Source organism: Bacteroides timonensis, assembly GCF_000513195.1.
Classification (GTDB): Bacteria; Bacteroidota; Bacteroidia; order Bacteroidales; family Bacteroidaceae; genus Bacteroides; species Bacteroides timonensis.
In genome coordinates this window covers 93,679-117,623 of sequence record NZ_CBVI010000097.1, presented here as the reverse complement: position 1 = coordinate 117,623, position 23,945 = coordinate 93,679, and the positions used below count along the sequence as shown (strand labels likewise).

The following is a 23,945-nucleotide window of genomic DNA, read 5'->3' as shown; positions in this document are numbered from 1 at the left end:
GATGGGTTATGAATAAGTACTTATTATTTAATTTCCAGATCACCGGTGATCTTTTCTTCAGTCCAATCGGTTACCGTCACAGAGCTGATAGTCAAAGCAGAGCCGCTGAGTTTAACGGTATAAAGGTAATTTTTACCTTGCTCCCAGGGATTGTTTTCGCTAACCTTAGCCGGTTGGGAAAGATCTACACTATAGTCTGCACCGTCAATGGTGAAAGTGGCTTTTACTGAATTGGCGGCAACCGTAGCAGCAGGCAATACCAGCATACTCACCTTTTTGGAGGCAGCGGCGGCGGCGACATTAGGGTCATAACTAGCATCACCTGATTTAGTTTTAGCTACTGCCGTCTCACTGGCAGCGTCCGCAACAGTTATCAAAGTATAGCTGGAACTGGAAATGGTACGGGTATATGTAGCAGCCTGGGCAGTACCATTTGTAATAGCTCCAGTAGAGATATTCATCGTATGCCCGTTGCTTTTACTCAGAGTAGTACCACTACTGTTGTTCGCCAATTTAATCTGTGTCAGCGCTCCCGTGTTCTTGTAAGTACCGTCATTATATACCCTGAAGCTGAGCAAGGCAAGGGCATGTTTCATGGTAAGCGCTGCGCTCGCATTTTTAGCATCACTTCCTTTTCCATTATCCACTTGGGTAGGATTGGAAGTAGCCCACATATAGTCTACCTCACCCGGAGCGGCGGCAATGAGTTTCGTGGCATTGACTGTTGAGTTGTCTTTCCACTCGCTACTTTGCCACGTCTTCTCAGCATTATCACGTAGGGTAATGGTATAATCAGAAGCAGTACCGCTACCTCCTTCGTAAACGGTAAGGGGGATTGTAGAACTGCCACTGGCATCGCTGCTAAGTTTCAAGGGAGTAGTGGCGGCATATTCGCCATTCGTTCCCGGAGTATATGCCGGATAATAAGCATACACCGTAGCATCTTCGGAAGAGAGGAAAATCTTGTCCGTACCATTATTGGTCCAAGATCCACCGCTCTGTGTATAAAGAGCATAGTTATTGCTCTTCGCTGCCGTATTGGTAGTCGTGCTCTGTGCATATACAGCAATATTTTGCATCATATTATCACTTCCGCTTTGAGTTCCCCCATCAATCACGCTACGCGTCAAAGTGACTTGAGGAGACACTTGCAGCTCCACCGGAGTGTTATCCACCGGTTCGGGTGTTTCATTCTCGCTACACCCGGCAGCCAATAGCAGACCGGAGATAAAAGCGAAATTAATTAGTTGTTTGGTTTTCATTCTTACTTATTCTTTTAATTCATCAACGTATAATTTATTCAAGGCACCAACTCCAAATCATCATCTACATTCACCGCATCCCAAGGCGTAGCCGTCACAGACAGCACCCCCAGCGAAGAATCGGATATGTAGAAAGTGATTTCGTGAGACATACCGGCCTGCAACTTCTCAGCAGGCAGAGCGGCATCGCCACCGGAAAACACTATCGGGATGGAAGTAAAAACACCAATTGACGTTTCGACATCCAACGTATAACCGCTCTCCGCCGACAAAGCCGACAAAGGCGGCAAAAGCAAATCGCCCAACGCTACGGCTGTCCCACCGGCAGGCACTTCTTTGCCCGCGCCACCATCTCCGGGACGCAGGGTAAGCCCCGCCGTACCACCGAATGACGGCTCGCCTGTTGCCAACGGCACACTGACCTCCGGCAATGCTTCATTCACCTTTACAGATTTAATCGTAACCGCCAGCCCACCAGCCTGACGCTTGCAAGCCTTGAACTGCAAGCGGGTAAGTAAGTGAGCAAACTCCAGCGGTTTGTCACGACCGGGAACTTTGTTACCCGAAAAGCGGTCTCCCTCCCACTTGTTACCCCGGATTTCCGGAGCATACAGCAAGTCTTCCTTGCCGGTGAGTGTATAAGACACGTTTCCGACGGCATCGGGAGTTGCCTTCGGCGAAACGGCCACCGCATACAGCCAGTCTCCCGTTTCGGGATAGACCGGCTGCGCAGCATCCGGTTGCAGTTGCCAAGAGACGCCTCCGTCTGTGCCGACTGACACGGCATGACCGCCTTCATACCGTCCCGAAAGCCTGGAATACTCCCCCTGCCTCATGGCAAGCACCACCGTAGCGTCGAAAGCCGCTTCCGGCAAAGTGCCCACACGAGTGACGGAGGAAGATAACAGCGCATCGCCCCCCGCACAAAATTCCAAAGGAACGGCCACTTCTTCGGGAAGGGAACCCTCAGCGGAACAGGCAGCAAGAAAAGCCGGAACAGCGGAAAGCGCGAAACGAAACAAACGGTACATACGTCTCATCAATAATTAATTAAATGTTTTTACAGATCAGCACTGCCGGAAGCACCCTGGGTCCAAGGCGTCACGGTTGCAGTGGTCTTGATGGTCACAGCATCGCCGGCATTGGCGGGTTCCTGAATGGTAAGCGTGATCTTGTGCGACTCACCTTCTTTACGTTCCAGATCAACAGCAGCGCCTGCCTGTCCGGTGGTGACACGGACATTCTTGAATAACTTCTCGGCGCCATCCACAGCAATCGCTACATCCAGCACAACTTCCGTATAGGGGTTAATCATGAACGGCTCGCCCACTTCGGCAGGCGTTGCAGGAATAGCGGCTTCTGAAATGCCGGGAACTGCAAGAGTTACCGGAGTGGTCCAGGTGACGGCACCCGTAGCCACACTTACAGATTGGGGCACGGAAGCCTGCTGCACGGCAATGCTCTTCAAAGCGATCCTTTTACCCTGCCACTCGCCACCACCGTTTACGCGGTTCAGGCCGATGCTGAAGTTAAGCTGGGTGGTTTTGTGAACAAACGCCAGGTTGTGTCTTGCGCTTCCGTCAGCATTGGCTTCATCATCGCCTTTACCTACAGCTATGGTTGGAGCCCACATCACATCCTGCGTACCATCCCTCTGGCTGAATTCTACAACAGCGGCGTCATTCGGCACTCTACCTGCCGGAGATACGGCGGCGATGAAAGAATAGACACTCGTGTTTAATGAATAATAAAGCAGCTGGTTCAATGAAATCTCACTGGCCGGAGTGGTGGTCACCATAAACGAGGCGGCAGAAATGTTGGCACGGCTCGTCAACTGATTGCTGAGATCAATAACATTCTTCTCTACTTTAGAGAATGTGCTCCAATCGGCAGTTTCTACACCTGAGCTATTGCCGTCGCACATCAGCAACGTAGCACTTACATTGACGCCTTCCGCAGCCACTGCCCGCGTCACAGCGTTCACTTGCTGTCCCAGATTAATAGCTACTGCATTTACCGGAGCATCCGGTAGATTGACCTGATCACTTTCACTGCATCCCGCCGCTATCAGCAGGCTCAGTAACGCTACGTTCATTTTTGTTTTCATATTCACATTTTAATTAAATGATTAATAATTATTTTAAGTTCTTGAGTTCTTAAGTTCTTGAGTTCCGGCAATACGATTTTCACCTCTCCCAGCCGGGGATGTTCCCGCTACCTGAGTCTCCGACATGCCAAGGAACAACGCTGGCAATCACCCGGACAGGCAAAGGATCGGGAAAAGTGGGCACAGGCGATTTCACATGCACGGTATAGGCCGTTCCGCCCTCACCCGTTCCGCCCTCAAAAATGATGGGAAGGGCTTCGTAAACAAGGTCGTGCGAACGGTCATTGTCTATAGACAGCACCATGTCCAAAGTGAAATCGGCACGGGGCTGCACCAGCACGTAACCGGGGAATTGCAGCATATCATCTACGAACGGGAGTCCTTCGGAACCGTCGGGAGCCGAATAGATCACAACCGAAGTGGTGGATGAACCATAGCTCAAAGCACCGGTGCTCAGCGCAAGTGTGACCCGGCTGGCAAGCCCGTTGAGCGTCAAGGCGCGGACACGCAAGGAAGAGGTGTTGCCATCTTCCATCTGAATCATAAAATTCAATTTCACCAGCAGATGACTGTACATCAACCGTCCGGCACCTCCATCGGTAAAGGGCGAGGAAAGGGAAGCGCTTTGCTCGTCACTGAGCAACAGGTCTTCATCACCCGTCAAAGTATAGGTCAGCGTACCATCCGCAGCAAAGGGGGCGGGAGGATAGTAACCGCGCAGATAGAGCCGGGAACCATCGTCGGGATAGTAACGTTCCGGTACGAGACGGATTTCACCGGCAGTGGCCACGCCATCCCACCTCTCGGCATAGCCTCCGGAAGAGAGGCCGCAAGCGATATTGACAGGGGTAGCCTCGAAAGCATCGACCAACGCACGGGTACGGATACCTGCATACAGACGTATAGGTACGGGATCGGGACGGACTTCGAGGGTACGTTCGGTACAGGAAGCCGCCGGCAGGAGCAGGAACAAGCCTATGCCATATATGATATGTCGCATTTTTCTGTTCATCATCTTCTTGTTTTGTTCCACCATCGGTATGTCACACTAAAATCCAATCCCGTGACGCCCCAACGCCCGGAAGAGAGATCATGGTGATAATAAGCATGGGGCGGCTCGTTGTCGTAGGCTTTGCCGGAAGCATTGCGATAACCGCCGCGAAGCCCCGCCTCCAAGCCCCAATGACGGGAAAGGCGAAGGTGCAGCCCCAGGGAAAGCCCCGCACTCCAACAGGTGCCGGTGGCACTGGCCCCCATACGCCCGGCATCGCCGTCCGGATGCGGCTGATAGTCGAAATCGCCCAACCGGCCGTATGCGCCCACATAGAGGAAGCGATAGGTTCCATCTCCCAGAAGCCACAGACGGGGTTCGAGGCTATAGCCGGAGATGCCCCAGAACTTACGGTCTGTCCCACCCCGCCAACAAGCATATTCGCCGGAAGCGGAAAGAGACCAACGACGGGCAAAGAACAGTTCCAGGGCAATGTTAGGACGGAAAGAGGTGACTTTTCCATCCGAAGCAAGGCCTGCCCAGGAGAGCAGATTCGTCTTCAGGGAAACCAAAGGACGCACACGGCGGAAAGCACCGGGAACAAACGGAGACGCCAACGAAGACGCCGACGGACTGTGTACGCGGGCGAAAGACTCTTCGCCACCACAGCCCGCAAGCTGCGAACTTTCATCCACCCGCAGGAGCGAATCACGACTCGCCCACATACGCTGCGCAGCCCTGTCTTTCATTTTCATCATGCACACTGCCGCATTGCGCAGCTTCGGCAACAAATTCTTATTAATATATGTATAAGCATACCCGCAGTTTAACCGGCGCAACAGTATCTTGCAACGCTCGGTATCGGGAATCTCTTCAAGTATTTGCAGCACATCCTCACGGTCGGGAACGGAAGTATCAGCCTCTACCAGTTGCCGGAGTCCCGTCCAGTCTTCTCCCTGCGGACGGACAACGATACGGTATTGGTCCAGATGCGGATATTTCCAAAGAAGATAGCCTTTCACGGCAACGGCACGGCGATGGGCCAGCCGGGAATTGTAACGGGCGGCACCTTCGGGCGACGCATAGGATGTAATGGTGATCGTGTCAATACAGGAAGCGGAAAGACTATCGGAGAACAAGGCGTGGAATTCATGCAATGTGCGCGGGTTGTCCATATAGTCATATTCTACCAAGGAACGGTCGAAACGGAAATATAACAGCAAGGGGTGCAGGCAAATGCTGTCCGCGGCATGCGATACAGCTTCTCCGCCCCACACACCGATAGAGTGAATGAGCGGCAGCATATAGCACAGGCTACTGAATAATACGAGCAAGCGCCTTTTCATTATAAGTCGATCAATTTGATTTCGGACAAGTAGAGACGCGTCATCTGGTTAACGATTCCCAAACGCTGAGCGGCGGCACAGTATTGTTCGTACATCTCTTCTTTGGTAGGGGAATTGCAATTCAGATGTTCGCCAAGGGCTTCCAGTATATCGAGCAGGGAGATATCCATATAGGAACGGGTTAACTCATAAGAAGAGAGGACGCCGGAAACAGGAACCTCTTTACGGCGGATCAAGCCGCCCGATTCTAACTTGGTTAGAATACCTATTAATTCCTGAGGCGCAATAGACAGTTGCGCTGTACGGTAAAGATTGCCATCGGTATGAATATCGTATAGTACGGCAATAGCTGTTTGTGTCAATGGTGTAAGCATAATTGTTTGTTTGGCCGTTACTTCGTAAGTAACGGAAGCGCGCAAATACGAAAAATATAAAGCGTTATAGGCATACGACGGACACTTGAATTGTAAATTACGCAAAAAAATAACGTAAGATATCACAAGTCCATGTTAAAGGTAAAACGTGGAGAGGAGAATTTATGCGTATTCTCATAGCCGGAGAGGCAGTAATATGTCGGTTTGTTGTTTGTCTTGGTTACTTAAGCCGTGTTTTTCGTTAAACAATAGTCAAATTTATTTTTTATAATTTGTTTTTATCATTTTTTTTATATCTTTGCGGCATGATTACATTTCCGTTACTTACGAAGTAACAGACTTCTCAAGCCCTGTTCCAGATATTTTTCTTTCCGGTAGCTATGTAATCAATGATTATCCGATTTGCTTTTTCAAGTTCGTCTCCTCCAAAGCTTTTCAGGTATGTGCGTGTAACTTCCATCGAGGAATGTCCCAATCCTTCGGAAATGACTTCTTCCGGTACCTGACAGTACTTGGCAAGCGTGGCCCATGTATGGCGCGCAGTATATGAACTAACCTTTACCCCTTCTACCCCACACAACGCGGGAAGTTTAGATAATTGCAAGTTCAGATTGCGCAGGCTGCCCTGATATTCCTCAAAAGCCTCTTTCGCAGAGCAAGCGCCGCTCAAGATATCCAGAAGATAAGGTGAAGTTGATTTACGGTTGCGGTAGCGTTCAATCAGTTCCATCGCTTCAGGAACTACTTTCACACAAAGTTCCGTACCCGTCTTCCGGCGATGACAGGTCAGCAGAGTGCCATTCAAATCGCACTTATGCAGGTGCGCCAGATCAATGTAAGGCATTCCTTGCAGAAGCACCATCAACGAGAGAAAATCTTGTGCACGGCACACTTTAGCAGAAAGCGGCGGTTCATCGGAAGTATGTACCAGCTTCTGCATTTGTGAAGCCGTGACAGCCAGTTTCTTCTCCGAAACAACGCCCGTTTTCAGGTTTGCGAACAGGCGGAAACGGCCTTCTACCAATCCAAGGTCTACGGCCCGATTATACACCGCACGCAAGGCACGGATATAAGTGGAAATAGTGTTATAACTCTTTTGCTGATCTTCCATATAAGTCTGGAAATGCCGCAAAGAATGTCTGTTAACTCCTCCCCAGAAGATCTCACCACCTCCTGCGGATTGCGTGAATGCACGTAAGGCATACTTATAGATTTTGGCAGTAGCAAAACGCCCCTCTTGCTCCAAGCATACAATGACTTCGTTCATGAAGCCGGTCAAACTGTTTGGTTTCATAATTAATTAATGGTTTTAGTAACGCTTTAAAAATAAGTTGGCACAAAAATGATAGTTTAGCGGATTATTATTAAAACGCAGATTAACGCAAATTTTCGCAGATTAAATATTCAAGTTTCGGAAGTATTGCGAAATGCCGGGGCAACCTTAGGCTGAAAGCCTTTTATCTTGCAGCTTGGGTAACCTTAGGCTGAAAGCCTACTTCCGAAACTTAAGTCAAATATAAGGCTGCACTGTGCGATTACAATATTCTTTGCGAAAATTTGCGTTAATCCGCGTTTCGATAAATTATCATTTAACGATGCATTTTCCAGATAAACCTGAATTTTCTATTTGGATAGTGTGACAAAATGAAAAACCTTGCGACAGATAGAGCAAATATCAATTCAATTATTTATCTTTGTTAGCTTTTATAAGTTAGCATACAAAAAACAATAACTACAATGAAAGATTTTTTTAAATTTACGCTAGCCACCATCACAGGTATTATCGTGTCAAGCGTCGTATTGTTTTTCGTCAGCATCCTGATACTGTTTAGCATGCTGTCCTCGTCAGAGTCTGAAACGCAGGTGCGCAAAAACTCTGTGATGATGCTCGACATGAGAGGTATGCTCTCAGAACGGAGCCAGGACAACCCTTTCGACATCTTCCTGAGCGAAGATGAAACTACGTACGGACTGGATGACATTCTTTCGTCTATACAGAAAGCCAAGGAAAATGAAAACATTAAGGGGATTTACCTGCAAGCCGGTTCAATGGGCATAGGATTTGCCTCTTTGGAAGAAATACGCAAAGCGCTGGCTGACTTCAAAACCAGCGGTAAATTCGTGGTAGCTTACGGTGACCAATACTCACAACGTCTGTATTATCTGGCAAGTGTAGCGGATAAAGTGTTGCTGAATCCGCAAGGCGCAATCGGCTGGTACGGTTTGGCTTCTACCCCGACCTTCTACAAAGATTTATTGTCAAAGATTGGCGTTGAAATGCAGGTATTCAAAGTAGGTACTTACAAATCGGCTGTCGAACCATTCATTTCTACAGAAATGAGTCCGGCCAATCGTGAACAAGTAACCGTATTCCTGGATGGTATCTGGGGACAAATGCTGAGTGATATTTCAGAATCAAGAGGCGTAAGCAAAGAAAAACTGAACGAGGCTGCCGACAAAATGCTGATGTTCTATCCCGCCAATGACTGCGTGGAATATGGTCTGGCAGATACTCTGGTATACAAAAATGACGTACGTAACTACCTGAAAACAATGATGGGAATAGACAAGGATGACAGTATGCCAATATTAAGCTTAAAAGACATGGTGAACGTGAAGAAGAACGTTCCGAAAGATAAGAGCGGAAATATTGTCGCTGTGTACTACGCATATGGAGCCATTGACAGCGGAAGTTCGTATGCAGGTAGTGAAGATGGAATTAATTCTGATAAGGTAATCCGCGACTTGCGCAAACTGAAAGATGATAAGGACGTGAAAGCTGTAGTGCTGCGTGTGAACTCTCCGGGCGGTAGCGCTTTCGGTTCGGAACAAATATGGTATGCTGTCACCGAACTGAAAAAAGAAAAACCGGTGATTGTTTCCATGGGTGACTATGCAGCATCAGGCGGTTACTATATCTCTTGTAACGCGGACAGTATTGTAGCTGATCCGACTACACTGACAGGATCTATCGGTATCTTCGGAATGTTCCCCAATGTGAAAGGATTGACGGATAAGATCGGTCTGTCATTCGATGTAGTAAAGACCAACACATACGCTGACTTCGGAGCAATGGGACGTCCGCTGAATGACGGCGAGAAGGCATTGATGCAGAATATGGTAAATGAGGGCTATGAACTGTTCGTGAAACGTTGTGCAGAAGGCCGGGGCATGACCACGGATGAAATCAAGAAGATTGCCGAAGGGCGTGTATGGACAGGCACCAAAGCCAAAGAACTGGGCTTGGTAGACGAACTGGGTGGACTGGACAAGGCTTTGGAAATAGCTATCGGAAAGGCCGGACTGGATGCCTACACAGTAATGTCTTATCCGGGCAAGAAAAGTTTCTTCGATATGCTGACGGATACGAAACCCGGTGGATATATCCAATCTCGGATACTGAAAGGCAAAGTCGGTGAACTTTACAACCAATTCGACTGGCTGAATAATTTTGAGAACTGCGATAAAATTCAGGCACGCGTTCCGTTCGAGTTGAACATCAATTAAAGAAAGGAGTGGATGGAAGAGCCGCTGGTTAAGATACACTATTGGCTATACCCCATCTCGTGGATTTACGGGATGGGGGTACGCCTAAGAAATAAACTCTTTGATTGGGGATATTACCGGTCAAAGAGTTTTGACGTACCTGTGGTATGCGTCGGCAACCTCGCTGTAGGTGGGACAGGCAAAACACCACACACGGAGTATCTTATCAAGCTGTTACAACAAACGGGAACAAACGTTGCCATGCTGAGCCGCGGATATAAACGAAAAAGCAAGGGGTATGTACTTGCTACGGAAGAAACGGATGTAAAGCGCATTGGTGACGAACCCTATCAGATAAAAAACAAATTCCCGGCTATCCGGGTAGCTGTAGATGAGAACCGCTGTCACGGCATTGAACAACTGATGAAATTGGACCACCCCAAAGTAGATGTAGTGTTACTGGATGACGCTTATCAACACCGGTACGTGAAAGCCGGGCTGAACATTCTACTGACAGATTTCCACAGGCTTTTTTCAGACGATACCCTGCTTCCGGCAGGACGATTACGCGAACCGGAAAGTGGCAAAAACAGGGCACACATCGTGATCGTGACAAAATGCCCGGAAGATATCAAACCTATAGATTTCAATATCATCACGAAAAGACTAAAGCTGTATCCGTATCAACAACTTTATTTTTCCTCGTTCCGATATGGGGCATTAACACCGCTCTTCGGAGAAAAACGTCGGACTCTCGCATCACTGGAAAAAGACGAACAAGTGTTACTGGTAACAGGAATCGCTTCGCCTGCACCGCTGGTGGAAAAGCTAAAAGTACACACACCGCACGTAAACTTATGCCAGTTTGACGACCATCATGATTTCAGCAGCAAGGATTTGCAAGCTATAAAAGAACGCTTCGAACGTCTGGAAGGAAAGAGGAAGCTGATTATCACCACGGAAAAGGATGCGACAAGGTTGCAACACCATCCGGCACTCGCCGAAACGTTAAAGCCGTATTTGTACATTTTACCGATTGAGATAGAATTTTTACAAAATCAACAACATATATTTAACCAAAATATTATTGGCTATGTTAGAGCTCATTCAAGAAACAGCAGCTTACCTGAAAGGTAGGATGCACACACAACCTGAGACAGCAATTATCCTCGGAACCGGTTTAGGCAGTCTTGCCACCGAAATCACCGAGAAGTACGAAATAAAATATGAGGAAATTCCGAACTTTCCCGTATCGACGGTAGAAGGACATAGCGGAAAACTGATATTCGGAAAATTGGGAAACAAGGATATCATGGCAATGCAGGGACGTTTCCATTATTATGAAGGTTACTCAATGAAGGAGGTAACGTTTCCGGTACGTGTAATGCGCGAACTGGGTATCAAAACCCTATTTGTTTCGAATGCCAGCGGTGGTACAAATCCAGATTTTAAAATCGGCGACCTGATGATTATCACAGATCACATCAATTACTTCCCGGAGCACCCGTTGCGTGGCAAGAATATTCCATATGGCCCGCGTTTCCCGGATATGAGTGAAGCGTATGATAAAGAGTTAATTCGTAAGGCTAATGCAATTGCAGCGGAAAGGGGTATCAAAGTACAGCATGGTGTATATATCGGTACACAAGGTCCGACATTTGAGACACCGTCCGAATATAAATTATTCCATATCCTCGGTGCCGATGCAGTGGGTATGTCTACAGTGCCGGAAGTGATTGTTGCCAATCATTGCGGTATCAAGGTATTCGGTATTTCGGTAATTACCGACCTTGGTGTGGAAGGTAAGATCGTAGAGGTGACACACGAAGAAGTGCAGAAAGCTGCCGATGCCGCCCAGCCGAAGATGACAGAAATTATGAGAGAATTGATAAACAGAGCATAATCATGAGAACAGAAATATCAAGCCTCGGTGAGTTCGGCCTCATCCGCCGCCTTACCGACGGTATTGAACTGAAGAATGAATCCAGCCGGTACGGTGTAGGCGATGACGCTGCCGTACTCTCCTATCCTACCGAAAAACAAGTATTGATTACCACTGACTTGCTAATGGAAGGTGTGCATTTCGATTTAATTTATGTCCCGCTGAAGCACTTAGGCTATAAAGCGGCTGTCGTGAACTTCTCCGATATCTACGCCATGAATGGTACACCCAAACAGATCACCGTTTCTCTGGCTCTCTCCAAGCGCTTCTCCGTGGAAGATATGGAAGAGTTGTATGCGGGTATCCGTCTGGCGTGCGAGGAATATGATGTGGATATCATAGGAGGCGACACCTCTTCTTCTCTTACGGGACTGGCAATCAGTATCACTTGTATAGGTGAGGCAGACAAAGATAAGGTTGTCTACCGAAATGGTGCGAAAGAAACAGATTTGATTTGCGTAACCGGTGATCTGGGTGCCGCATATATGGGCTTACAATTATTGGAACGCGAAAAAGTGGCTTTGAAAGGTAAGGCTGATATGCAACCTGATTTCTCCGGAAAGGAATATCTGCTGGAACGCCAATTAAAACCGGAAGCTCGCCGCGACATCATCGAGAAACTGGCGGAAGAAGGTATCCAACCCACTTCTATGATGGATATTTCAGATGGTCTATCTTCTGAATTGTTGCATATCTGCACGCAAAGTAAAGTAGGCTGCCGCATTTATGAGGAACATATCCCCATTGACTATCAGACTGCCGTCATGGCTGAAGAGTTCAATATGAACCTGACAACATGCGCTCTTAATGGTGGCGAAGACTACGAACTGCTTTTCACCGTTCCCATTGCCGATCACGAGAAGATTTCTGAAATGGAGGGAGTGAAGTTAATAGGACACATCACTAAACCGGAATTAGGTTGTGCACTGATCACCCGCGATGGTCAAGAGTTTGAACTGAAAGCCCAAGGATGGAATCCACTGAAAGAGGAAACTACCGAAAGTGAAGGCGAAAAAGCCGGCGAATAAAGATTTGTAAGAGCAGATAAAGATTTGTGAGGACAAATCAACAGCTGAATTCATTTTTTTCTTAAAATATAAGCGCTGATACTTAGCCACATAGGCAATTATCAGCGTTTTTTATCTCCAAAGCGCTTGCATAGTCCAAAAGTTTCACTACCTTTGCAACCGCAAAAGAGAAACAATGGTGCCATAGCTCAGTTGGTAGAGCAAAGGACTGAAAATCCTTGTGTCCCCGGTTCGATTCCTGGTGGCACCACCAAAGAAAGTACATAAATGCTTTTCACACATGAAAACCCTTGAATTAGAGATAGTTCAAGGGTTCTTTTTTTACTCTCACTACGCATTCCGCTACATATTTGTGAAGTTGGATTTCGCCAATTCAGTGGCTTTTTTTTAAGGCTTTTGAAAAAGCCATAAATATGTACCATACTTCATTGTTTTTCAATTGTTTGACAATTCCAATCTCCGGTGTGAAAAAGTAATTTTGCACACATGACCGGATGAAGTCGAAAAAGTGAAAGAAATTTAAAAATTCGGTATTTCCCATCGGGATAAAAAAAAGGAATCGAACCCGGGATACAAAAGGCAATTCGAACCTGAGAAAAATGGGATTTTTATGGCTTTTCCACAAGTCCCTCAAAAAAGCCACCGAATTTAACATTTCGCTCCATATCCTCATGCCATCCGGTTTTGACGAAACAATTGAATGTAACACCTCAAAAAACAAAAGTGATGAAACAAGGAACAATGAACATTCTGTTTTTCGTGCTTAAAACGAAATTGTTGAAAAACGGTGAGGCACCGGTATTGATGCGGATAACCATCAATGGAGACTATGACGATGTACGTATCCAAAGAAGCGTACCCCTGAACTTATGGAACGCCGCCAAAGGATGCAGTAAAGGCAGGGACAGGGTATCAGTGGCACTGAACGCCTATATTGCCGAACTGCACGCACGCGCTTTGGAAAAACACAAGGAACTGGTATTGGAACAGGCCCTGATTACCCCAAAACTGATTCTTAAACGTGTTTTCGGGAAAGACACCGAAATGCGTACACTGCTCGGCACCATGAGGGAAGGCATCAAGGAAATGGAAACACTGGTGGGTATAGACTACTCTCCCGTCACAATCAACCGGTATAAGAACGTGGTGAAGAAATTACAGCTGCTCATCCCCTCTTATTACGGAAAGGAGGATGTCACTTTCCATGAGCTGACACCGGAGTTCATCCGTGCGTTTGACATCTACCTGAAAACGGAGGCGGGGCTGTGCCGGAACACGATAGTCCGTTATATGAAATGCTTCAAGAAATTTACCAATATGGCATTGGCAAAGGAATGGATGCGCAAGAATCCCTTTTACGGTTACAAGATGGAGCAGGACGAGACCGATCCGGTATTCCTGACCTACGACGAGTTGCAGACCATAATGAAAAAGAAATTCACCATTCCACGGCTTGAACTGGTCAGGGATGTCTTTGTCTTCGCGTGCTTCACCGGTCTGGCATTCTCCGATGTTGCCAGTCTGAACAAAGAGAATCTGGTACAGGACAATCTCGGAGACTGGTGGATAAGAAAAGGAAGGGTCAAATTGGAACACCGTAGGAAGGCCTCTTCCATCAGCAATATTCCATTGCTGCCCGTACCCCTGGCCATATTGGAGAAATACAAGGAACATCCGACCTGCATTAAGAAAGGATGCTGTTTGCCCGTCATGTGCAACCAGAAGATGAACAGCTACCTCAAGGAAATAGCCGATTTCTGCGGCATTAAGAAGAATCTGACCACGCACGTTGCCCGTCACACTTTCGGGACTACGGTCACGCTTGCCAACAATGTGCCTCTTCAAGATGTTTCCGTCATGCTCGGCCATGCCTCCACACGTATGACACAGCATTATGCACGGGTCATGAACAGCAGCCTGAAAGAAGCAATGAACAACGTGAAGGAGCGTCTTGCACAATAAGTATACAAATTCAGTCATTAAGCCGTCCCCCTAGGGATGGCTTTTTTTGTAATCTATAATTCACAATATCCTGCCGTCCTTTCAATTTCTTACCTGCAAATATAGCCATTTGTCGGGTTGATTGCGCAAGGCGGCCCCTTTCAGGGGCTGGTTGGCTAAAAGAAAATCATCCTCGCTTCGCTGCGGTATTTTCTTTTGCCAAGCCTTGCTCAATCCCCGACAAAGGACAGCCCGGCAAGTAAGAAAACGAAAATCCGGCTCCATGGAGCCGATCATGTCAAACTTAAAAAAATAAAGGTATGAACAGAAAGACGACAAGCAAAGGACAGCAGGAAGCCAATCCGGAAATGACGATGTTGGTTTATCGGGAAATGAGCTATCCTGCACGGGAAGTGCAAGGCAAAGATGGGAACTATCTGGTTTCCGTAGAAAGACTAGAACAGGAACTGCTGGATGGCATCAGAAGCCTTGATCCGGCAGCATTCGATTTGGACGAAGAAATCGCTTACTATTGTTCGGACGAAGAGATCCGCCTGTTGACGGACGATGAACTGGAAGAAATGATTTACGGCTGACATTTAAAAAAGTAATGATTATGAATGAAACAACAGCAAAGGTCTGCGAAGAGCAAGTAGCAGACCTTACCATAGAGAATGCACACAGGGTCACGATGATCCGAAAAAAAGGTACGGACTATCCCCCCGTACCGTTCCATTTCAGAAAGGAGCATCATGGAACGGGCAACTATGTACACCTGTACAGAAATCCGGAAGATCACAATGAATTGCATTCCAAGGACTTCAAAGACTGGGAAGCCGTAGCATTCAAACATCCTGCCTATTTGGATGATATGTGGAAACAGGCTTGCGACGCATACGCCTGGAGTTCCTTCAATCCGGAGATTCGCGGCGAGACGGACATCATGATTTACGGAGAGGAGCTGCACAACGACCTGCAACTCATGCCGGAAGAGGAACGGGATACATACATCGCCGCCTACCGGCAGAAGTTGTCCGCCCAGCTCTCGGTCCTCTCCCGCTGTGCCAACCCGATGGTGACGGGACGGAGCGGATTTGATTACTACAGGCAGGAAAAAACGAACAGAAGCTATCAGAACCGTTACGAAGAATTCCGCAATTGGCGGAAAAAAGTTCTTGAAACCGTCAGACGGAAAAAGGAAGCCGCACGACCGGAGGAAGAGAAACAGGAAAAGGCATGGCAGACGCTCAAACGCGACATCAAGAGCAGTGCCGATACCATCCACGGGATTGATACCGGACAATGCCGGGGCTATAGCCGTGCCCTGTTTGTCAGCAGCATCCTGAACAAGGTATCCACCCTGGCCAATCACGGGGAAGTGGAAATCGTCCGTAGGGCCGTGGACTTCATTTCCGAATATAACGCAAGGGTGAAGAAACCCGTCATCACACCGAGAAACAAATTCTTTCAATTGCCGGAACTGGCGGAACGGATGCGCGAAAAGCTGAAAGCGATGCAAAGCCGGGAAAACAAGGAAGTGCCGTTCGAGGGCGGGACACTTGTATGGAACTATGGGGAAGACCGCCTTCAGATCCTGTTTGACAGGATTCCCGAAGACAACAGACGCAAGGAACTGAAATCCTCCGGATTCCGCTGGTCACCCAGAAACAAGGCATGGCAACGGCAGCTCACCTCCAATGCCCTCAGTGCCGCCAAAAGAGTGTTGAACCTTCAAAACATCTGAACCATGAATAACGACAAACTGAAATTCGTAGTCGATTCACGCAGTTTTGACGGCAGCTGCGTGACCACCATGTCTGACGGAATACACGGCGACTACCACCATGAGACACTGGAGGAACTGAGAGACAGGGAAAAGAACCCGTGTCTCACAGCCGTGTCCGGAAATACCGTCCGCAAGATGATACGCATCCACCTGCAATCCCTCTGCGCCCCGTTCAGTGAGATTACGGAAGAAAGATATTTCGACTACATGGATGTCTTGCCCCCCATCCGCCATACCCGGAATTTCTTTTTCCTGGGAGAGCCTTATCATGCGGACATCTACCGGTTCTGCTTCCGGGCGGGCGGACGCTACTTCACGGGACTCCGCTCCGTTACCACGCCAAGGAAGGAGCTGGAACGGCAGATGGACAACCATTACCGGAACATTACCTTCAAAGGAGACATCCAGAAAGAAAAGCCGATGGTCATCTCCAACCACGCACGGCATGCCTCTATAATTATAGTTCCTTATCTGTTTCTTGACATAAATGGCGAGAAAAAGTTCATCTGCAACCTGATGAGAGGAACGGACGAATCGTCAGGCAGGGATGTGAGGCTGGAAACCGCCAAAATCCTGCGAAGCCTGCGCCGTCATCATTTCCTCTACTTCTCCGGCTATGAGGGAAACGACGATATGGACAGGTTCCTAGGCGAAGTGATGAAGAAAAAGCACACCCTGCTGGCAAACGGCAACTTCTTCCAATATCCCGTGAACCGGGAGTCCGTGTCGTTTACCGGAACGGTCAGGGAAACAGGCGAGCCGTTCTTCTTCCGGATTTACGACAGGGAGCTGTTCCTACACCTGTTGTACGTCCTGAGAGGCATCAAAAGGGAAAAAGCTAAAATATAACGTGACACATAACGACGGTATGGTGACTATCTTTCCGATCCGTCACCATACTAAAAAAACAATGAGATCATGAGAACTGTGACCGAAGAATCGTTGCGACGCAGGCTGGCCCGTCTGGAGTCGGCCTTGGAAAGCGAAAAGGCACGCCTGAGAAAAGTATGCGGCGGCATCCCCTGGGGAGCCGGGATGAGGCGTACCAAATGTACCCCCTCATTCCGAAGGGAGGACGAACTGATCGGGAAAATCAAGGCGGTGAGACAGCAACTCTCCCAAATGTCCGCAGGCGGTGACAATCACACGTTTAAAGAAACAGGCAGGTGAATTCCGGCCAATTAACTTGCAAGTCAATAATTTTAAAACCAGTTACGAATATGAACACCCGATTGGCTATAATCCGTTCAGAGGGAAAAGAACATCTCTGTTACCGGGAAGAGGAATGTTTTGTCGATGTATCCTATCCGATGGTGACATTTACCAAAGGGGAGGATGATTTTGAAATTGTCAAATGCGACCATCCGTCCATGGAAGAAACTTTCCTATATCAGGAAAGCCGTCTCTCAATCGTGATTGAAATGTACCATAACGGCTGGCCGGCATTGTCTCTGAAAGATCCCGTGACCCATGAGATATACACGGTCCTGACGGTTAACCTGGAAGATAAGGCGGCATTCTCACTGCCTGACAGGGCATTCGTGGACATCAACAACAATCCTGATGCCATGGAGTTCCTTCTGTCCAACAAATTGGCTGAGGATACAGGCTATAAACGTCAGAGCGGCTGGGTAAGCTACCCGATGGTCACACTTAACCTTCCGACGTTTTACAGGCTTGACCCACATGCCTTTAGCGCAATATTGAATATCCGGTAATCCTTCCGGGCAATGAATCTGGTATCAACAATCAAATGGAAAGAATCATGAAAAGATATGACATAAGAGTAAGGTATTCCTTCGAGGGCACTTACACGGTAGCGGCAGAAGACCGCGATGAAGCAAAAAGAATGGTAAATGACGATTGCGGTCTTGTTTTGGGCGGCGATATCCACACGACACGCGATGACGATGAAGTGTTGGAGTGGGATTTCTGTATCCATCCCGACACGCGGATTCTCTCCTTGCAGGAAAGAGGCGGAAAAGGAAGTTTACCGTCAGAAGCCGTTGATTTCAGCGGCAGGATCAAGGAACTGCGGGGGGACATCATCGACGCGATACGGCAGTTGCTCCATGCTCACTGCATGAAAGAAATTCGTCTTCCGGAAGAGGATTATGATCCGGTCTGGGTGATATGGTTTGGCAAGAACGGAGAACCATATGAATGCAGGGTGACAGGACTCCGGGTAACGGCGGACAGCCTGACCGTCCTTGCCGAAGAGAAAGAAAGCGGTGACGAGGTGCAGTGTCACAGCCCGTTTGAACTCGGCGCAAAGAACATAGACTGGCTTCATGAGATGTATGAGGCTGTGTGGCATCAACTGAGAGAAACAAACAATGTAGAATCACAAATAGAAGAACCATGAAATATCAAGCGGAAAATACCGTTTCCAGTTTCTTCTACTACATGTGGAACGCCTGGAGCGAGGAGGAATGCAAAGCCGTGTATGGCGGCATGTACCCGCATTTCTGGAAAAAATGGTGCGTGGCGACAGACAAGGGCACATTCGGCGCGGCGGAACGGTTCTACCTGGAACTCTCGGAAGACAACCGCAGGATTCTGGTGGAACGGGCCGTCTCGATATATGACGGACGAGGCCTCAGAAACAGGAACAGAAACATAAAAAATCAAACAGCATGCAGGGAAACATTATCAGTCTGATCTGCAACTCATGCGGTTGCGGTCAAACGGAAGCACAGGAATACCTGGACTCCGAAATACGGTACCTGCGCGAATTGCAGGAGGCGGACGACCTGAGAGAAGATGACATGGAAACGGCCTGTCTCAACCTCGGTCTTGACCTTGACTACCGGGAATATTTTATCAACCGCCTCGCAGGGGCATAAAAAACTTATGGCTATGACTTATTTTCAGAACATACACTCTCTGGCGGACTTGAAGAAAGAATACCGCCGGCTGGCATTGGAGCACCACCCGGACAAGGGTGGTGACACCGCAATCATGCAACAGGTGACCACCGAGTTTGGAAGGCTTTTTGAGGCTTGGAAAGAAAAACCGGATATTCCCTCGACCTCAACCGGATATGAATATGACTATCCGGGAGCCACGGCAAAGGAATACACCGGGTATATGTATAACGAATACCGCTGGAAAGGCCGCAATTACAAGGGGCAGCACGCTCCGGAAATCGTGGGACTGGTACGGGCATGGCTCAAGGAGACCTATCCGGGATACAAGTTCTCTGCCAGACGGGAGAATTACCACTCCATCCATATCCGGTTGATGAAAACGGATTTCGAGGCGTTCACCAAAGAGTCCGGAAAAGTTCAAGGCGATGTCAACCACCATCATATCGCTTCAGACAAATCATTGACGGACAGGGCAAAGGATGTAATGATGAATATCTGCGATTTCATCATGTCGTACAATTTCGATGACAGCGCCCCCATGACGGACTATTTTCATACCAACTTTTACCTGACGCTCGGAATCGGAAGTTACAAACAGCCGTACAAGGTGGAACCGCCCAAACTCGGCAGCAAAGACAAGCCGGAGGTATTCAAGCATCCGGAAGGTCCGGCACACAAGGCAATGCGCCGGGCATTGGGCAAAGTGCGTTTCGGCATCATCGAAAGCCGGAAGTATGCCGGGGAAATAATTCTGGGGGAAGACTGTTTCGGCTCACGGGGCGAAGTCTATTTTTGGCCGAAGGAATATTCAAGCGCAAAAATGGCCCAAAAACGCATCGACAAACTGGAGGAAGCCGGAATAAAGTGCGAACCCACCGGCTATAACGGAGGATACATCCGCCTGCTCGGGTACACCCCTGAAATGAGAAATTCCCTGGAACGGGAACGTCAGGAGTATGCCGCCGCGTATCAGGCATGGTACTCAAAACAGAATTTGAAAACAATCTGATTCAGAAATTATGGATACAAACAATTTGGACAAGTGGTGGTACGGACTTCCGGGAAACACCAGACAGGCTATAGGAAACGATGGAATATGGGAAAAACTGGATATGCCGTCCCGTTCGGCGCTACACCGATATTCCCGGCTTAGAATTTACGGAACGGCAAAGGACAGGGATGAGGAACGCACGCTGCTCAATGAAATCGCGTGCGGACTGGGCGACCTTGCCCTTGTCCGTAAAAACGGCATCGCGTTGGAGGAAATGTGCAACGGGAACGGGGAATTTTACGATGAATACCAGGAACAGTTCAACATATTATATGACAATTACGGACACACAATAGAAAATATAAGCTGGCCGGACTGGATCGGACATACAATTCCGACAAACAGGGAACTGGGCCGATTATTGGAACATCACGGTTACAAGCGTATGGAAATCGATACCGACAGAAGAACCCCGAAAACTTTCTATGTTTTCCGTCGTGGGTTGCACATCAACGCAAGCGAGGACTTGTCTTACCACATCGTACCGCAACAGGACAGTTTCGGACTGGGGCGTTTTGCGGTATGTGCTACCAAAGACGGTGAAAGCTTCCAGCTGGGAACTGACTGTGCCCGGCTCTTTTTGAGGCGCTTCCTTGCCTTCCTGAAGGGTGAAAGAAGCGGGAAAGAGATTATAGATGAAATATGCAACAACCGACAAACTGAACGATAGTATGAAAGCAAAAGTATTCAAGTACAAGTCTGATGGGAATACCGTCGTGGCTCCTTATATGGAACTGGAGCCGTACGCGGAGAATGTATATCTCTCCCTGTCGAGAAAGAACGAATACGGGAATGAAGACGATGACTGTTTCCATGTGGTCTGCCGGATTGAAAACGTTTATTTCTCCAGCGGGCAGTATTCACGCCGGTTCCTCAAGGGAGAAGGTTGCAGAGAGGAAGCCGCCACCTATTGCAGAAACTGGATTGCGGATACGCTTCAAAGTGCGGAAAGAGGAGCCTTCGTCAATTTGATCTCCGTCCGCGTGTTCGAAGCTCTCGGACTTGACACCACCCCCCTGGTGCAAGCCCGTGAGGAATATAAAAGAATACAGGAGCAGAAACGCAGGGAGCAGAAGGAGAAAGAGGCGGAAGAGCGCAGAGTGCAGGAAGAGCAACATCAGCGGCTGCTCAATGAACAGAAACAGAAATTCCTGGACGGGGAACGGATCACGGGAGAAATGTTCCTTGAAATCACCGGAAGGGACGGTTTTGACATCCATATCAGAACCAAAGGGACATTCAACAGGCATGTGAGGGGCATTGACAGGAACGGAACCGTCAGTTTCCGGAAAATCAAGGGCTGCCGGACTCCGGACTTTACCGGATGCCATAAGGCCGTGTCCGTCTATCTGGCATTCATAACAGAAAAAGAGGGCAAATAATTAAATCCGGGGCGGTAACGGTCTGCTCCATGCAGCTGTTACCGCTACCGGCTTCCAGCCTCACAATTCACGGTTCAGCGCCATTGCCAGCGGAAACATCAACCGGTTATAGGCTTTAAGCTTTTGCAAATTCAGTACATATCCGGCATAGGGATTGGTCAGATCGGTATAGAAGAATACATCGGTAAATCCCGCGTGTTCCTCCACGACTTCACCCTCCAACGGAATCTCCTCCACATTGAACCGCTCCAGAGGCAGTTCTTCCAGACGGGTCTGTTCCGCATTTCCCAACACATTGAGGTTACGGTTAAACAGCACGAATCCTTTCTTCCTGTAATCCACACGCATACCGTACGGACGCTCCACAAGGAAAGCATCCGCCGCTTTCTTTACATAGTTTTCCATAATCCTGAAATTAGAAATTGCAAAAATACAGCATTTGTCCGGCAATGGCGAACAAATCAGGAAGATTATCTAAGGAATCCACACAAAATCCCACAACAGAAAACAACCGTATATTTTATTTCCCACCCTGCAAAGGTAGTCCCGTGTCCTGTGTACCCGTACAAGGTCAGGCCCCTGCGGGGTTGGCTGAAAGAAAATCATCCTCGCTTCGCTGCGGTATTTTCTTTCGCCAAACCTTGCGGGTACGGCCACGGGACTGTCAGGCAGGCGAGAAATAAAAATACCGGCTCCCGGAGCCCGACGTGTTTAACTGATAAAAATACAAAAGTTATGAAAATCCTGAATGAAGAACATTTCGAGAACGTAAAGCGCTATGCCGAATCCATTGGTGACACCTCACTTCAAAAGTGCTTGGAACGGTTGAAGAGTTGGGAAGGGAATCCTGATTATCCCTGCGAAATCTCACTCTACTATGACCATGCCCCGTACTCGTTCGGCTTCACACAGCACTATCCCGACGGAAGGACAGGTATCGTGGGAGGTCTGCTCTATCATGGAATACCTGACAGGTCGTTTGCCGTAACATTGCAGCCGTTCCACGGATGGCAGATACATACCTGAAAAACATGAGACTCGACAATGGACGAAAAGCAGACTTCAGAACAGAGAATCCGAGGTCTGCTTTTTCATTTCTTGCTGTAAAGATAGCCGTTTTCCGGGCTGATTGTGCAAGGCGGCCCCTTTCAGGGGCTGGGTTGGCTGAAAGAAAATCATCCTCGCTTCGCTGCGGTATTTTCTTTCGCCAAGCCTTGCCGCAATCCCCGGAAAACAGACTGGAAAGACATCAAGAAATAAAAATGCCTACCCATGTAGGCCGATGTTTTACTTAAAAAAGAACAGATATGGAAACACTGGATTATAACCAGCTGCTGCTTGTCTCCCTGTGGCAATACAACCACCACGGGGATGAAGGGCTGACTCCTGCACTTTTCGAGGAAACGTTCGGAAAGGTCTATGGAAGTCACTATTACGAAAAATGGACCGGCTACTTCAATCGGAATCTCTGGGACATGATTGCCTATTTCAGAAGCGAGAAGGAGAACGGACAGAAGTTCTGCGACATGGTTACCCGTCAGGTCAAATTGTATCAACAAAAACGATCTCAATATGAAGTACGGTAATTTTTATGACCTGGAAAGTCTGACTCTGCTCAACAGGCATGAAGGGTGTGCCTGCTCCATAAAGGAATGTGATGTGGAGAAGGTGAACCGGCTGATTTCAAGGATGCGGGAGGACAGGGAAAGAGTCGGTTTACCGACTGCAGGAGACGTTGTCACTTATATCACCCGTGGCGGTGACTATTATCCGCAGGCACACATTGAAAGGGGCGATGACCGGGAAGTTCATATCTGCCTTCTCCCACAGACACCTTTTTGCCATGAAAATGAAAAGTGTACCGGTTACAATACCGAAGGAGGCCCTTGGGTTACAACCGGTCCGGAATTGCTGATTCCCGATGGCATACGCAGCAAACAGTTCCGGATGTGGGGGCATACCGGAAGGCACAGGAACGGTGCCGTCCTCTTCCACACATTCGTCAGGGCATGGAAATACACGGAACCCGATCCTCTGTACGAAAAGTACACCACAAAAGAATGGACGAGATACCTCATCGAGTGTCAGCCGGATATTGAACCGGCTGATGCCTTTGTCTATCGGAATGAGGCATTCACCCTTTACTCGCGGGAAGAACTGGAACGGCTGGCCGGGATTCTGCACGGAAAGCTTTTCAACGGATTCCGTCCCGGTCTGTTCATACTCTGGGCATACCGTATGGAATGGAAGGAACTTCCTGCATGGGAATGGAACATGCTGAAAGCGGACACCCATCTCTCTTTCCTTGGCATTTCTCCCGTCAGGATACAGACTGACCATAAAAGACATATAGTAACAATCTATAAAAAATCAGAGTAA

The 23,945-nt window shown here is 48.2% G+C and carries 27 protein-coding genes and 1 tRNA gene; 20 read left to right on the top strand and 8 right to left on the bottom strand.

The features are described 5' to 3' along the window. Positions 1-23 precede the first annotated feature (23 nt). The 7 genes from BN161_RS18660 to BN161_RS18630 all read right to left on the bottom strand — a co-directional run bounded on the left by BN161_RS18660 (position 24) and on the right by BN161_RS18630 (position 7,374). Positions 24-1,262 (bottom strand): fimbrillin family protein, encoded by a 1,239-nt coding sequence (locus tag BN161_RS18660; RefSeq protein WP_044269185.1) that lies wholly within the window; start codon positions 1,260-1,262, stop codon positions 24-26. Positions 1,263-1,300: 38 nt separating this feature from the next. After that, positions 1,301-2,302, bottom strand: coding sequence for a fimbrillin family protein (locus BN161_RS18655; RefSeq protein WP_044269181.1), 1,002 nt, complete (start codon positions 2,300-2,302; stop codon positions 1,301-1,303). A gap of 20 nt (positions 2,303-2,322) precedes the next feature. Then, positions 2,323-3,369, bottom strand: a complete 1,047-nt coding sequence (locus BN161_RS18650; protein ID WP_044269180.1) for a hypothetical protein — start codon at positions 3,367-3,369, stop codon at positions 2,323-2,325. A gap of 79 nt (positions 3,370-3,448) precedes the next feature. Continuing rightward, positions 3,449-4,384 carry a fimbrillin family protein gene (locus tag BN161_RS18645; protein ID WP_244436547.1) on the bottom strand — a complete coding sequence of 312 codons (936 nt, stop codon included), beginning with the start codon at positions 4,382-4,384 and terminating at the stop codon, positions 3,449-3,451. Next, positions 4,381-5,706, bottom strand: a complete 1,326-nt coding sequence (locus BN161_RS18640; protein WP_044269178.1) for a DUF3575 domain-containing protein — start codon at positions 5,704-5,706, stop codon at positions 4,381-4,383. Before BN161_RS18640 ends, BN161_RS18645 begins: the two co-directional genes overlap by 4 nt. Beyond that, on the bottom strand, positions 5,706-6,080 hold the full coding sequence (locus BN161_RS18635; protein ID WP_044269176.1) for a helix-turn-helix domain-containing protein: 375 nt from the start codon (positions 6,078-6,080) through the stop codon (positions 5,706-5,708). Before BN161_RS18635 ends, BN161_RS18640 begins: the two co-directional genes overlap by 1 nt. Before the next feature lie 343 nt (positions 6,081-6,423). After that, on the bottom strand, positions 6,424-7,374 hold the full coding sequence (locus BN161_RS18630) for a tyrosine-type recombinase/integrase (RefSeq protein WP_044269173.1): 951 nt from the start codon (positions 7,372-7,374) through the stop codon (positions 6,424-6,426). Between the two features lie 443 nt (positions 7,375-7,817). Between BN161_RS18630 and sppA the strand changes: the two genes are divergently transcribed. The 17 genes from sppA (at position 7,818) to BN161_RS18540 (ending at position 21,566) form a co-directional block, all read left to right on the top strand. Next, positions 7,818-9,587, top strand: coding sequence for a signal peptide peptidase SppA (gene sppA, locus BN161_RS18625; protein ID WP_044269172.1), 1,770 nt, complete (start codon positions 7,818-7,820; stop codon positions 9,585-9,587). 12 nt (positions 9,588-9,599) lie between these two features. Then, the gene (lpxK, locus tag BN161_RS18620; RefSeq protein ID WP_044269169.1) at positions 9,600-10,703 is read left to right on the top strand and encodes a tetraacyldisaccharide 4'-kinase; all 1,104 of its coding nucleotides are present in this window, start codon (positions 9,600-9,602) and stop codon (positions 10,701-10,703) included. Beyond that, a complete protein-coding gene (locus BN161_RS18615) occupies positions 10,660-11,469 on the top strand; it encodes a purine-nucleoside phosphorylase (RefSeq protein WP_044269166.1) in 810 nt (269 codons plus the stop codon). Before lpxK ends, BN161_RS18615 begins: the two co-directional genes overlap by 44 nt. Positions 11,470-11,471: 2 nt before the next feature. Beyond that, positions 11,472-12,536, top strand: a complete 1,065-nt coding sequence (gene thiL / locus BN161_RS18610; protein WP_007210455.1) for a thiamine-phosphate kinase — start codon at positions 11,472-11,474, stop codon at positions 12,534-12,536. A gap of 177 nt (positions 12,537-12,713) precedes the next feature. Then, positions 12,714-12,789: transfer RNA gene (locus tag BN161_RS18605), tRNA-Phe, on the top strand. A gap of 473 nt (positions 12,790-13,262) precedes the next feature. Then, positions 13,263-14,498: a site-specific integrase gene (locus BN161_RS18595; RefSeq protein WP_044269163.1), complete on the top strand. Its 1,236-nt coding sequence runs from the start codon at positions 13,263-13,265 to the stop codon at positions 14,496-14,498. A gap of 299 nt (positions 14,499-14,797) precedes the next feature. After that, positions 14,798-15,073: a hypothetical protein gene (locus tag BN161_RS18590; protein WP_007838828.1), complete on the top strand. Its 276-nt coding sequence runs from the start codon at positions 14,798-14,800 to the stop codon at positions 15,071-15,073. A gap of 20 nt (positions 15,074-15,093) precedes the next feature. Next, positions 15,094-16,221, top strand: a complete 1,128-nt coding sequence (locus BN161_RS18585) for a hypothetical protein (RefSeq protein WP_074435165.1) — start codon at positions 15,094-15,096, stop codon at positions 16,219-16,221. A gap of 3 nt (positions 16,222-16,224) precedes the next feature. Beyond that, the gene (locus BN161_RS18580; protein WP_044269158.1) at positions 16,225-17,112 is read left to right on the top strand and encodes a hypothetical protein; all 888 of its coding nucleotides are present in this window, start codon (positions 16,225-16,227) and stop codon (positions 17,110-17,112) included. Positions 17,113-17,181: 69 nt separating this feature from the next. Continuing rightward, the gene (locus tag BN161_RS18575; RefSeq protein WP_005634966.1) at positions 17,182-17,433 is read left to right on the top strand and encodes a hypothetical protein; all 252 of its coding nucleotides are present in this window, start codon (positions 17,182-17,184) and stop codon (positions 17,431-17,433) included. A gap of 50 nt (positions 17,434-17,483) precedes the next feature. Beyond that, positions 17,484-17,981 carry a DUF4313 domain-containing protein gene (locus tag BN161_RS18570; RefSeq protein WP_044269152.1) on the top strand — a complete coding sequence of 166 codons (498 nt, stop codon included), beginning with the start codon at positions 17,484-17,486 and terminating at the stop codon, positions 17,979-17,981. Between the two features lie 47 nt (positions 17,982-18,028). Next, positions 18,029-18,628, top strand: coding sequence for a hypothetical protein (locus tag BN161_RS18565; RefSeq protein WP_005858692.1), 600 nt, complete (start codon positions 18,029-18,031; stop codon positions 18,626-18,628). Beyond that, positions 18,625-18,924, top strand: a complete 300-nt coding sequence (locus tag BN161_RS18560) for a hypothetical protein (protein ID WP_033572540.1) — start codon at positions 18,625-18,627, stop codon at positions 18,922-18,924. Before BN161_RS18565 ends, BN161_RS18560 begins: the two co-directional genes overlap by 4 nt. Continuing rightward, positions 18,900-19,109 carry a hypothetical protein gene (locus tag BN161_RS18555; RefSeq protein ID WP_005802673.1) on the top strand — a complete coding sequence of 70 codons (210 nt, stop codon included), beginning with the start codon at positions 18,900-18,902 and terminating at the stop codon, positions 19,107-19,109. Before BN161_RS18560 ends, BN161_RS18555 begins: the two co-directional genes overlap by 25 nt. A gap of 13 nt (positions 19,110-19,122) precedes the next feature. After that, on the top strand, positions 19,123-20,142 hold the full coding sequence (locus BN161_RS18550; protein ID WP_044269213.1) for an LPD29 domain-containing protein: 1,020 nt from the start codon (positions 19,123-19,125) through the stop codon (positions 20,140-20,142). 10 nt (positions 20,143-20,152) lie between these two features. After that, complete coding sequence (locus tag BN161_RS18545; RefSeq protein WP_044269148.1) at positions 20,153-20,854, top strand: hypothetical protein; 702 nt, start codon at positions 20,153-20,155, stop codon at positions 20,852-20,854. Position 20,855: 1 nt separating this feature from the next. Next, the gene (locus BN161_RS18540; protein ID WP_005802670.1) at positions 20,856-21,566 is read left to right on the top strand and encodes a hypothetical protein; all 711 of its coding nucleotides are present in this window, start codon (positions 20,856-20,858) and stop codon (positions 21,564-21,566) included. Between the two features lie 60 nt (positions 21,567-21,626). On the opposite strand, the gene BN161_RS18535 is transcribed toward BN161_RS18540, so the two are convergent. Next, positions 21,627-21,971 carry a hypothetical protein gene (locus BN161_RS18535; RefSeq protein WP_005802669.1) on the bottom strand — a complete coding sequence of 115 codons (345 nt, stop codon included), beginning with the start codon at positions 21,969-21,971 and terminating at the stop codon, positions 21,627-21,629. 330 nt (positions 21,972-22,301) lie between these two features. Between BN161_RS18535 and BN161_RS18530 the strand changes: the two genes are divergently transcribed. The 3 genes from BN161_RS18530 (at position 22,302) to BN161_RS18520 (ending at position 23,945) form a co-directional block, all read left to right on the top strand. Further along, positions 22,302-22,592, top strand: coding sequence for a DUF4120 family protein (locus BN161_RS18530; protein WP_005858685.1), 291 nt, complete (start codon positions 22,302-22,304; stop codon positions 22,590-22,592). A 281-nt stretch (positions 22,593-22,873) separates the two neighbouring features. Further along, on the top strand, positions 22,874-23,152 hold the full coding sequence (locus BN161_RS18525; RefSeq protein ID WP_032936852.1) for a hypothetical protein: 279 nt from the start codon (positions 22,874-22,876) through the stop codon (positions 23,150-23,152). Continuing rightward, the gene (locus BN161_RS18520) at positions 23,139-23,945 is read left to right on the top strand and encodes a DUF4121 family protein (protein ID WP_044269140.1); all 807 of its coding nucleotides are present in this window, start codon (positions 23,139-23,141) and stop codon (positions 23,943-23,945) included. The genes BN161_RS18525 and BN161_RS18520 overlap by 14 nt, the downstream gene beginning before the upstream one ends.

What these genes read in the sequence shown, in the direction of transcription:
- BN161_RS18640 (WP_044269178.1), bottom strand. Translation starts at nt 5,706, where the DNA reads ATGAAAAGGCGCTTGCTCGTATTATTCAGTAGCCTGTGCTATATGCTG.
- BN161_RS18645 (WP_244436547.1), bottom strand. Translation starts at nt 4,384, where the DNA reads ATGATGAACAGAAAAATGCGACATATCATATATGGCATAGGCTTGTTC.
- BN161_RS18535 (WP_005802669.1), bottom strand. Translation starts at nt 21,971, where the DNA reads ATGGAAAACTATGTAAAGAAAGCGGCGGATGCTTTCCTTGTGGAGCGT.
- BN161_RS18655 (WP_044269181.1), bottom strand. Translation starts at nt 2,302, where the DNA reads ATGAGACGTATGTACCGTTTGTTTCGTTTCGCGCTTTCCGCTGTTCCG.
- BN161_RS18570 (WP_044269152.1), top strand. Translation starts at nt 17,484, where the DNA reads ATGAACACCCGATTGGCTATAATCCGTTCAGAGGGAAAAGAACATCTC.
- BN161_RS18580 (WP_044269158.1), top strand. Translation starts at nt 16,225, where the DNA reads ATGAATAACGACAAACTGAAATTCGTAGTCGATTCACGCAGTTTTGAC.
- BN161_RS18525 (WP_032936852.1), top strand. Translation starts at nt 22,874, where the DNA reads ATGGAAACACTGGATTATAACCAGCTGCTGCTTGTCTCCCTGTGGCAA.
- BN161_RS18530 (WP_005858685.1), top strand. Translation starts at nt 22,302, where the DNA reads ATGAAAATCCTGAATGAAGAACATTTCGAGAACGTAAAGCGCTATGCC.
- BN161_RS18585 (WP_074435165.1), top strand. Translation starts at nt 15,094, where the DNA reads ATGAATGAAACAACAGCAAAGGTCTGCGAAGAGCAAGTAGCAGACCTT.
- BN161_RS18520 (WP_044269140.1), top strand. Translation starts at nt 23,139, where the DNA reads ATGAAGTACGGTAATTTTTATGACCTGGAAAGTCTGACTCTGCTCAAC.
- lpxK (WP_044269169.1), top strand. Translation starts at nt 9,600, where the DNA reads ATGGAAGAGCCGCTGGTTAAGATACACTATTGGCTATACCCCATCTCG.
- BN161_RS18660 (WP_044269185.1), bottom strand. Translation starts at nt 1,262, where the DNA reads ATGAAAACCAAACAACTAATTAATTTCGCTTTTATCTCCGGTCTGCTA.
- sppA (WP_044269172.1), top strand. Translation starts at nt 7,818, where the DNA reads ATGAAAGATTTTTTTAAATTTACGCTAGCCACCATCACAGGTATTATC.
- BN161_RS18565 (WP_005858692.1), top strand. Translation starts at nt 18,029, where the DNA reads ATGAAAAGATATGACATAAGAGTAAGGTATTCCTTCGAGGGCACTTAC.
- BN161_RS18635 (WP_044269176.1), bottom strand. Translation starts at nt 6,080, where the DNA reads ATGCTTACACCATTGACACAAACAGCTATTGCCGTACTATACGATATT.
- BN161_RS18590 (WP_007838828.1), top strand. Translation starts at nt 14,798, where the DNA reads ATGAACAGAAAGACGACAAGCAAAGGACAGCAGGAAGCCAATCCGGAA.
- BN161_RS18595 (WP_044269163.1), top strand. Translation starts at nt 13,263, where the DNA reads ATGAAACAAGGAACAATGAACATTCTGTTTTTCGTGCTTAAAACGAAA.
- BN161_RS18545 (WP_044269148.1), top strand. Translation starts at nt 20,153, where the DNA reads ATGGATACAAACAATTTGGACAAGTGGTGGTACGGACTTCCGGGAAAC.
- BN161_RS18540 (WP_005802670.1), top strand. Translation starts at nt 20,856, where the DNA reads ATGAAAGCAAAAGTATTCAAGTACAAGTCTGATGGGAATACCGTCGTG.
- thiL (WP_007210455.1), top strand. Translation starts at nt 11,472, where the DNA reads ATGAGAACAGAAATATCAAGCCTCGGTGAGTTCGGCCTCATCCGCCGC.
- BN161_RS18560 (WP_033572540.1), top strand. Translation starts at nt 18,625, where the DNA reads ATGAAATATCAAGCGGAAAATACCGTTTCCAGTTTCTTCTACTACATG.
- BN161_RS18550 (WP_044269213.1), top strand. Translation starts at nt 19,123, where the DNA reads ATGACTTATTTTCAGAACATACACTCTCTGGCGGACTTGAAGAAAGAA.
- BN161_RS18575 (WP_005634966.1), top strand. Translation starts at nt 17,182, where the DNA reads ATGAGAACTGTGACCGAAGAATCGTTGCGACGCAGGCTGGCCCGTCTG.
- BN161_RS18650 (WP_044269180.1), bottom strand. Translation starts at nt 3,369, where the DNA reads ATGAAAACAAAAATGAACGTAGCGTTACTGAGCCTGCTGATAGCGGCG.
- BN161_RS18555 (WP_005802673.1), top strand. Translation starts at nt 18,900, where the DNA reads ATGCAGGGAAACATTATCAGTCTGATCTGCAACTCATGCGGTTGCGGT.
- BN161_RS18615 (WP_044269166.1), top strand. Translation starts at nt 10,660, where the DNA reads ATGTTAGAGCTCATTCAAGAAACAGCAGCTTACCTGAAAGGTAGGATG.
- BN161_RS18630 (WP_044269173.1), bottom strand. Translation starts at nt 7,374, where the DNA reads ATGAAACCAAACAGTTTGACCGGCTTCATGAACGAAGTCATTGTATGC.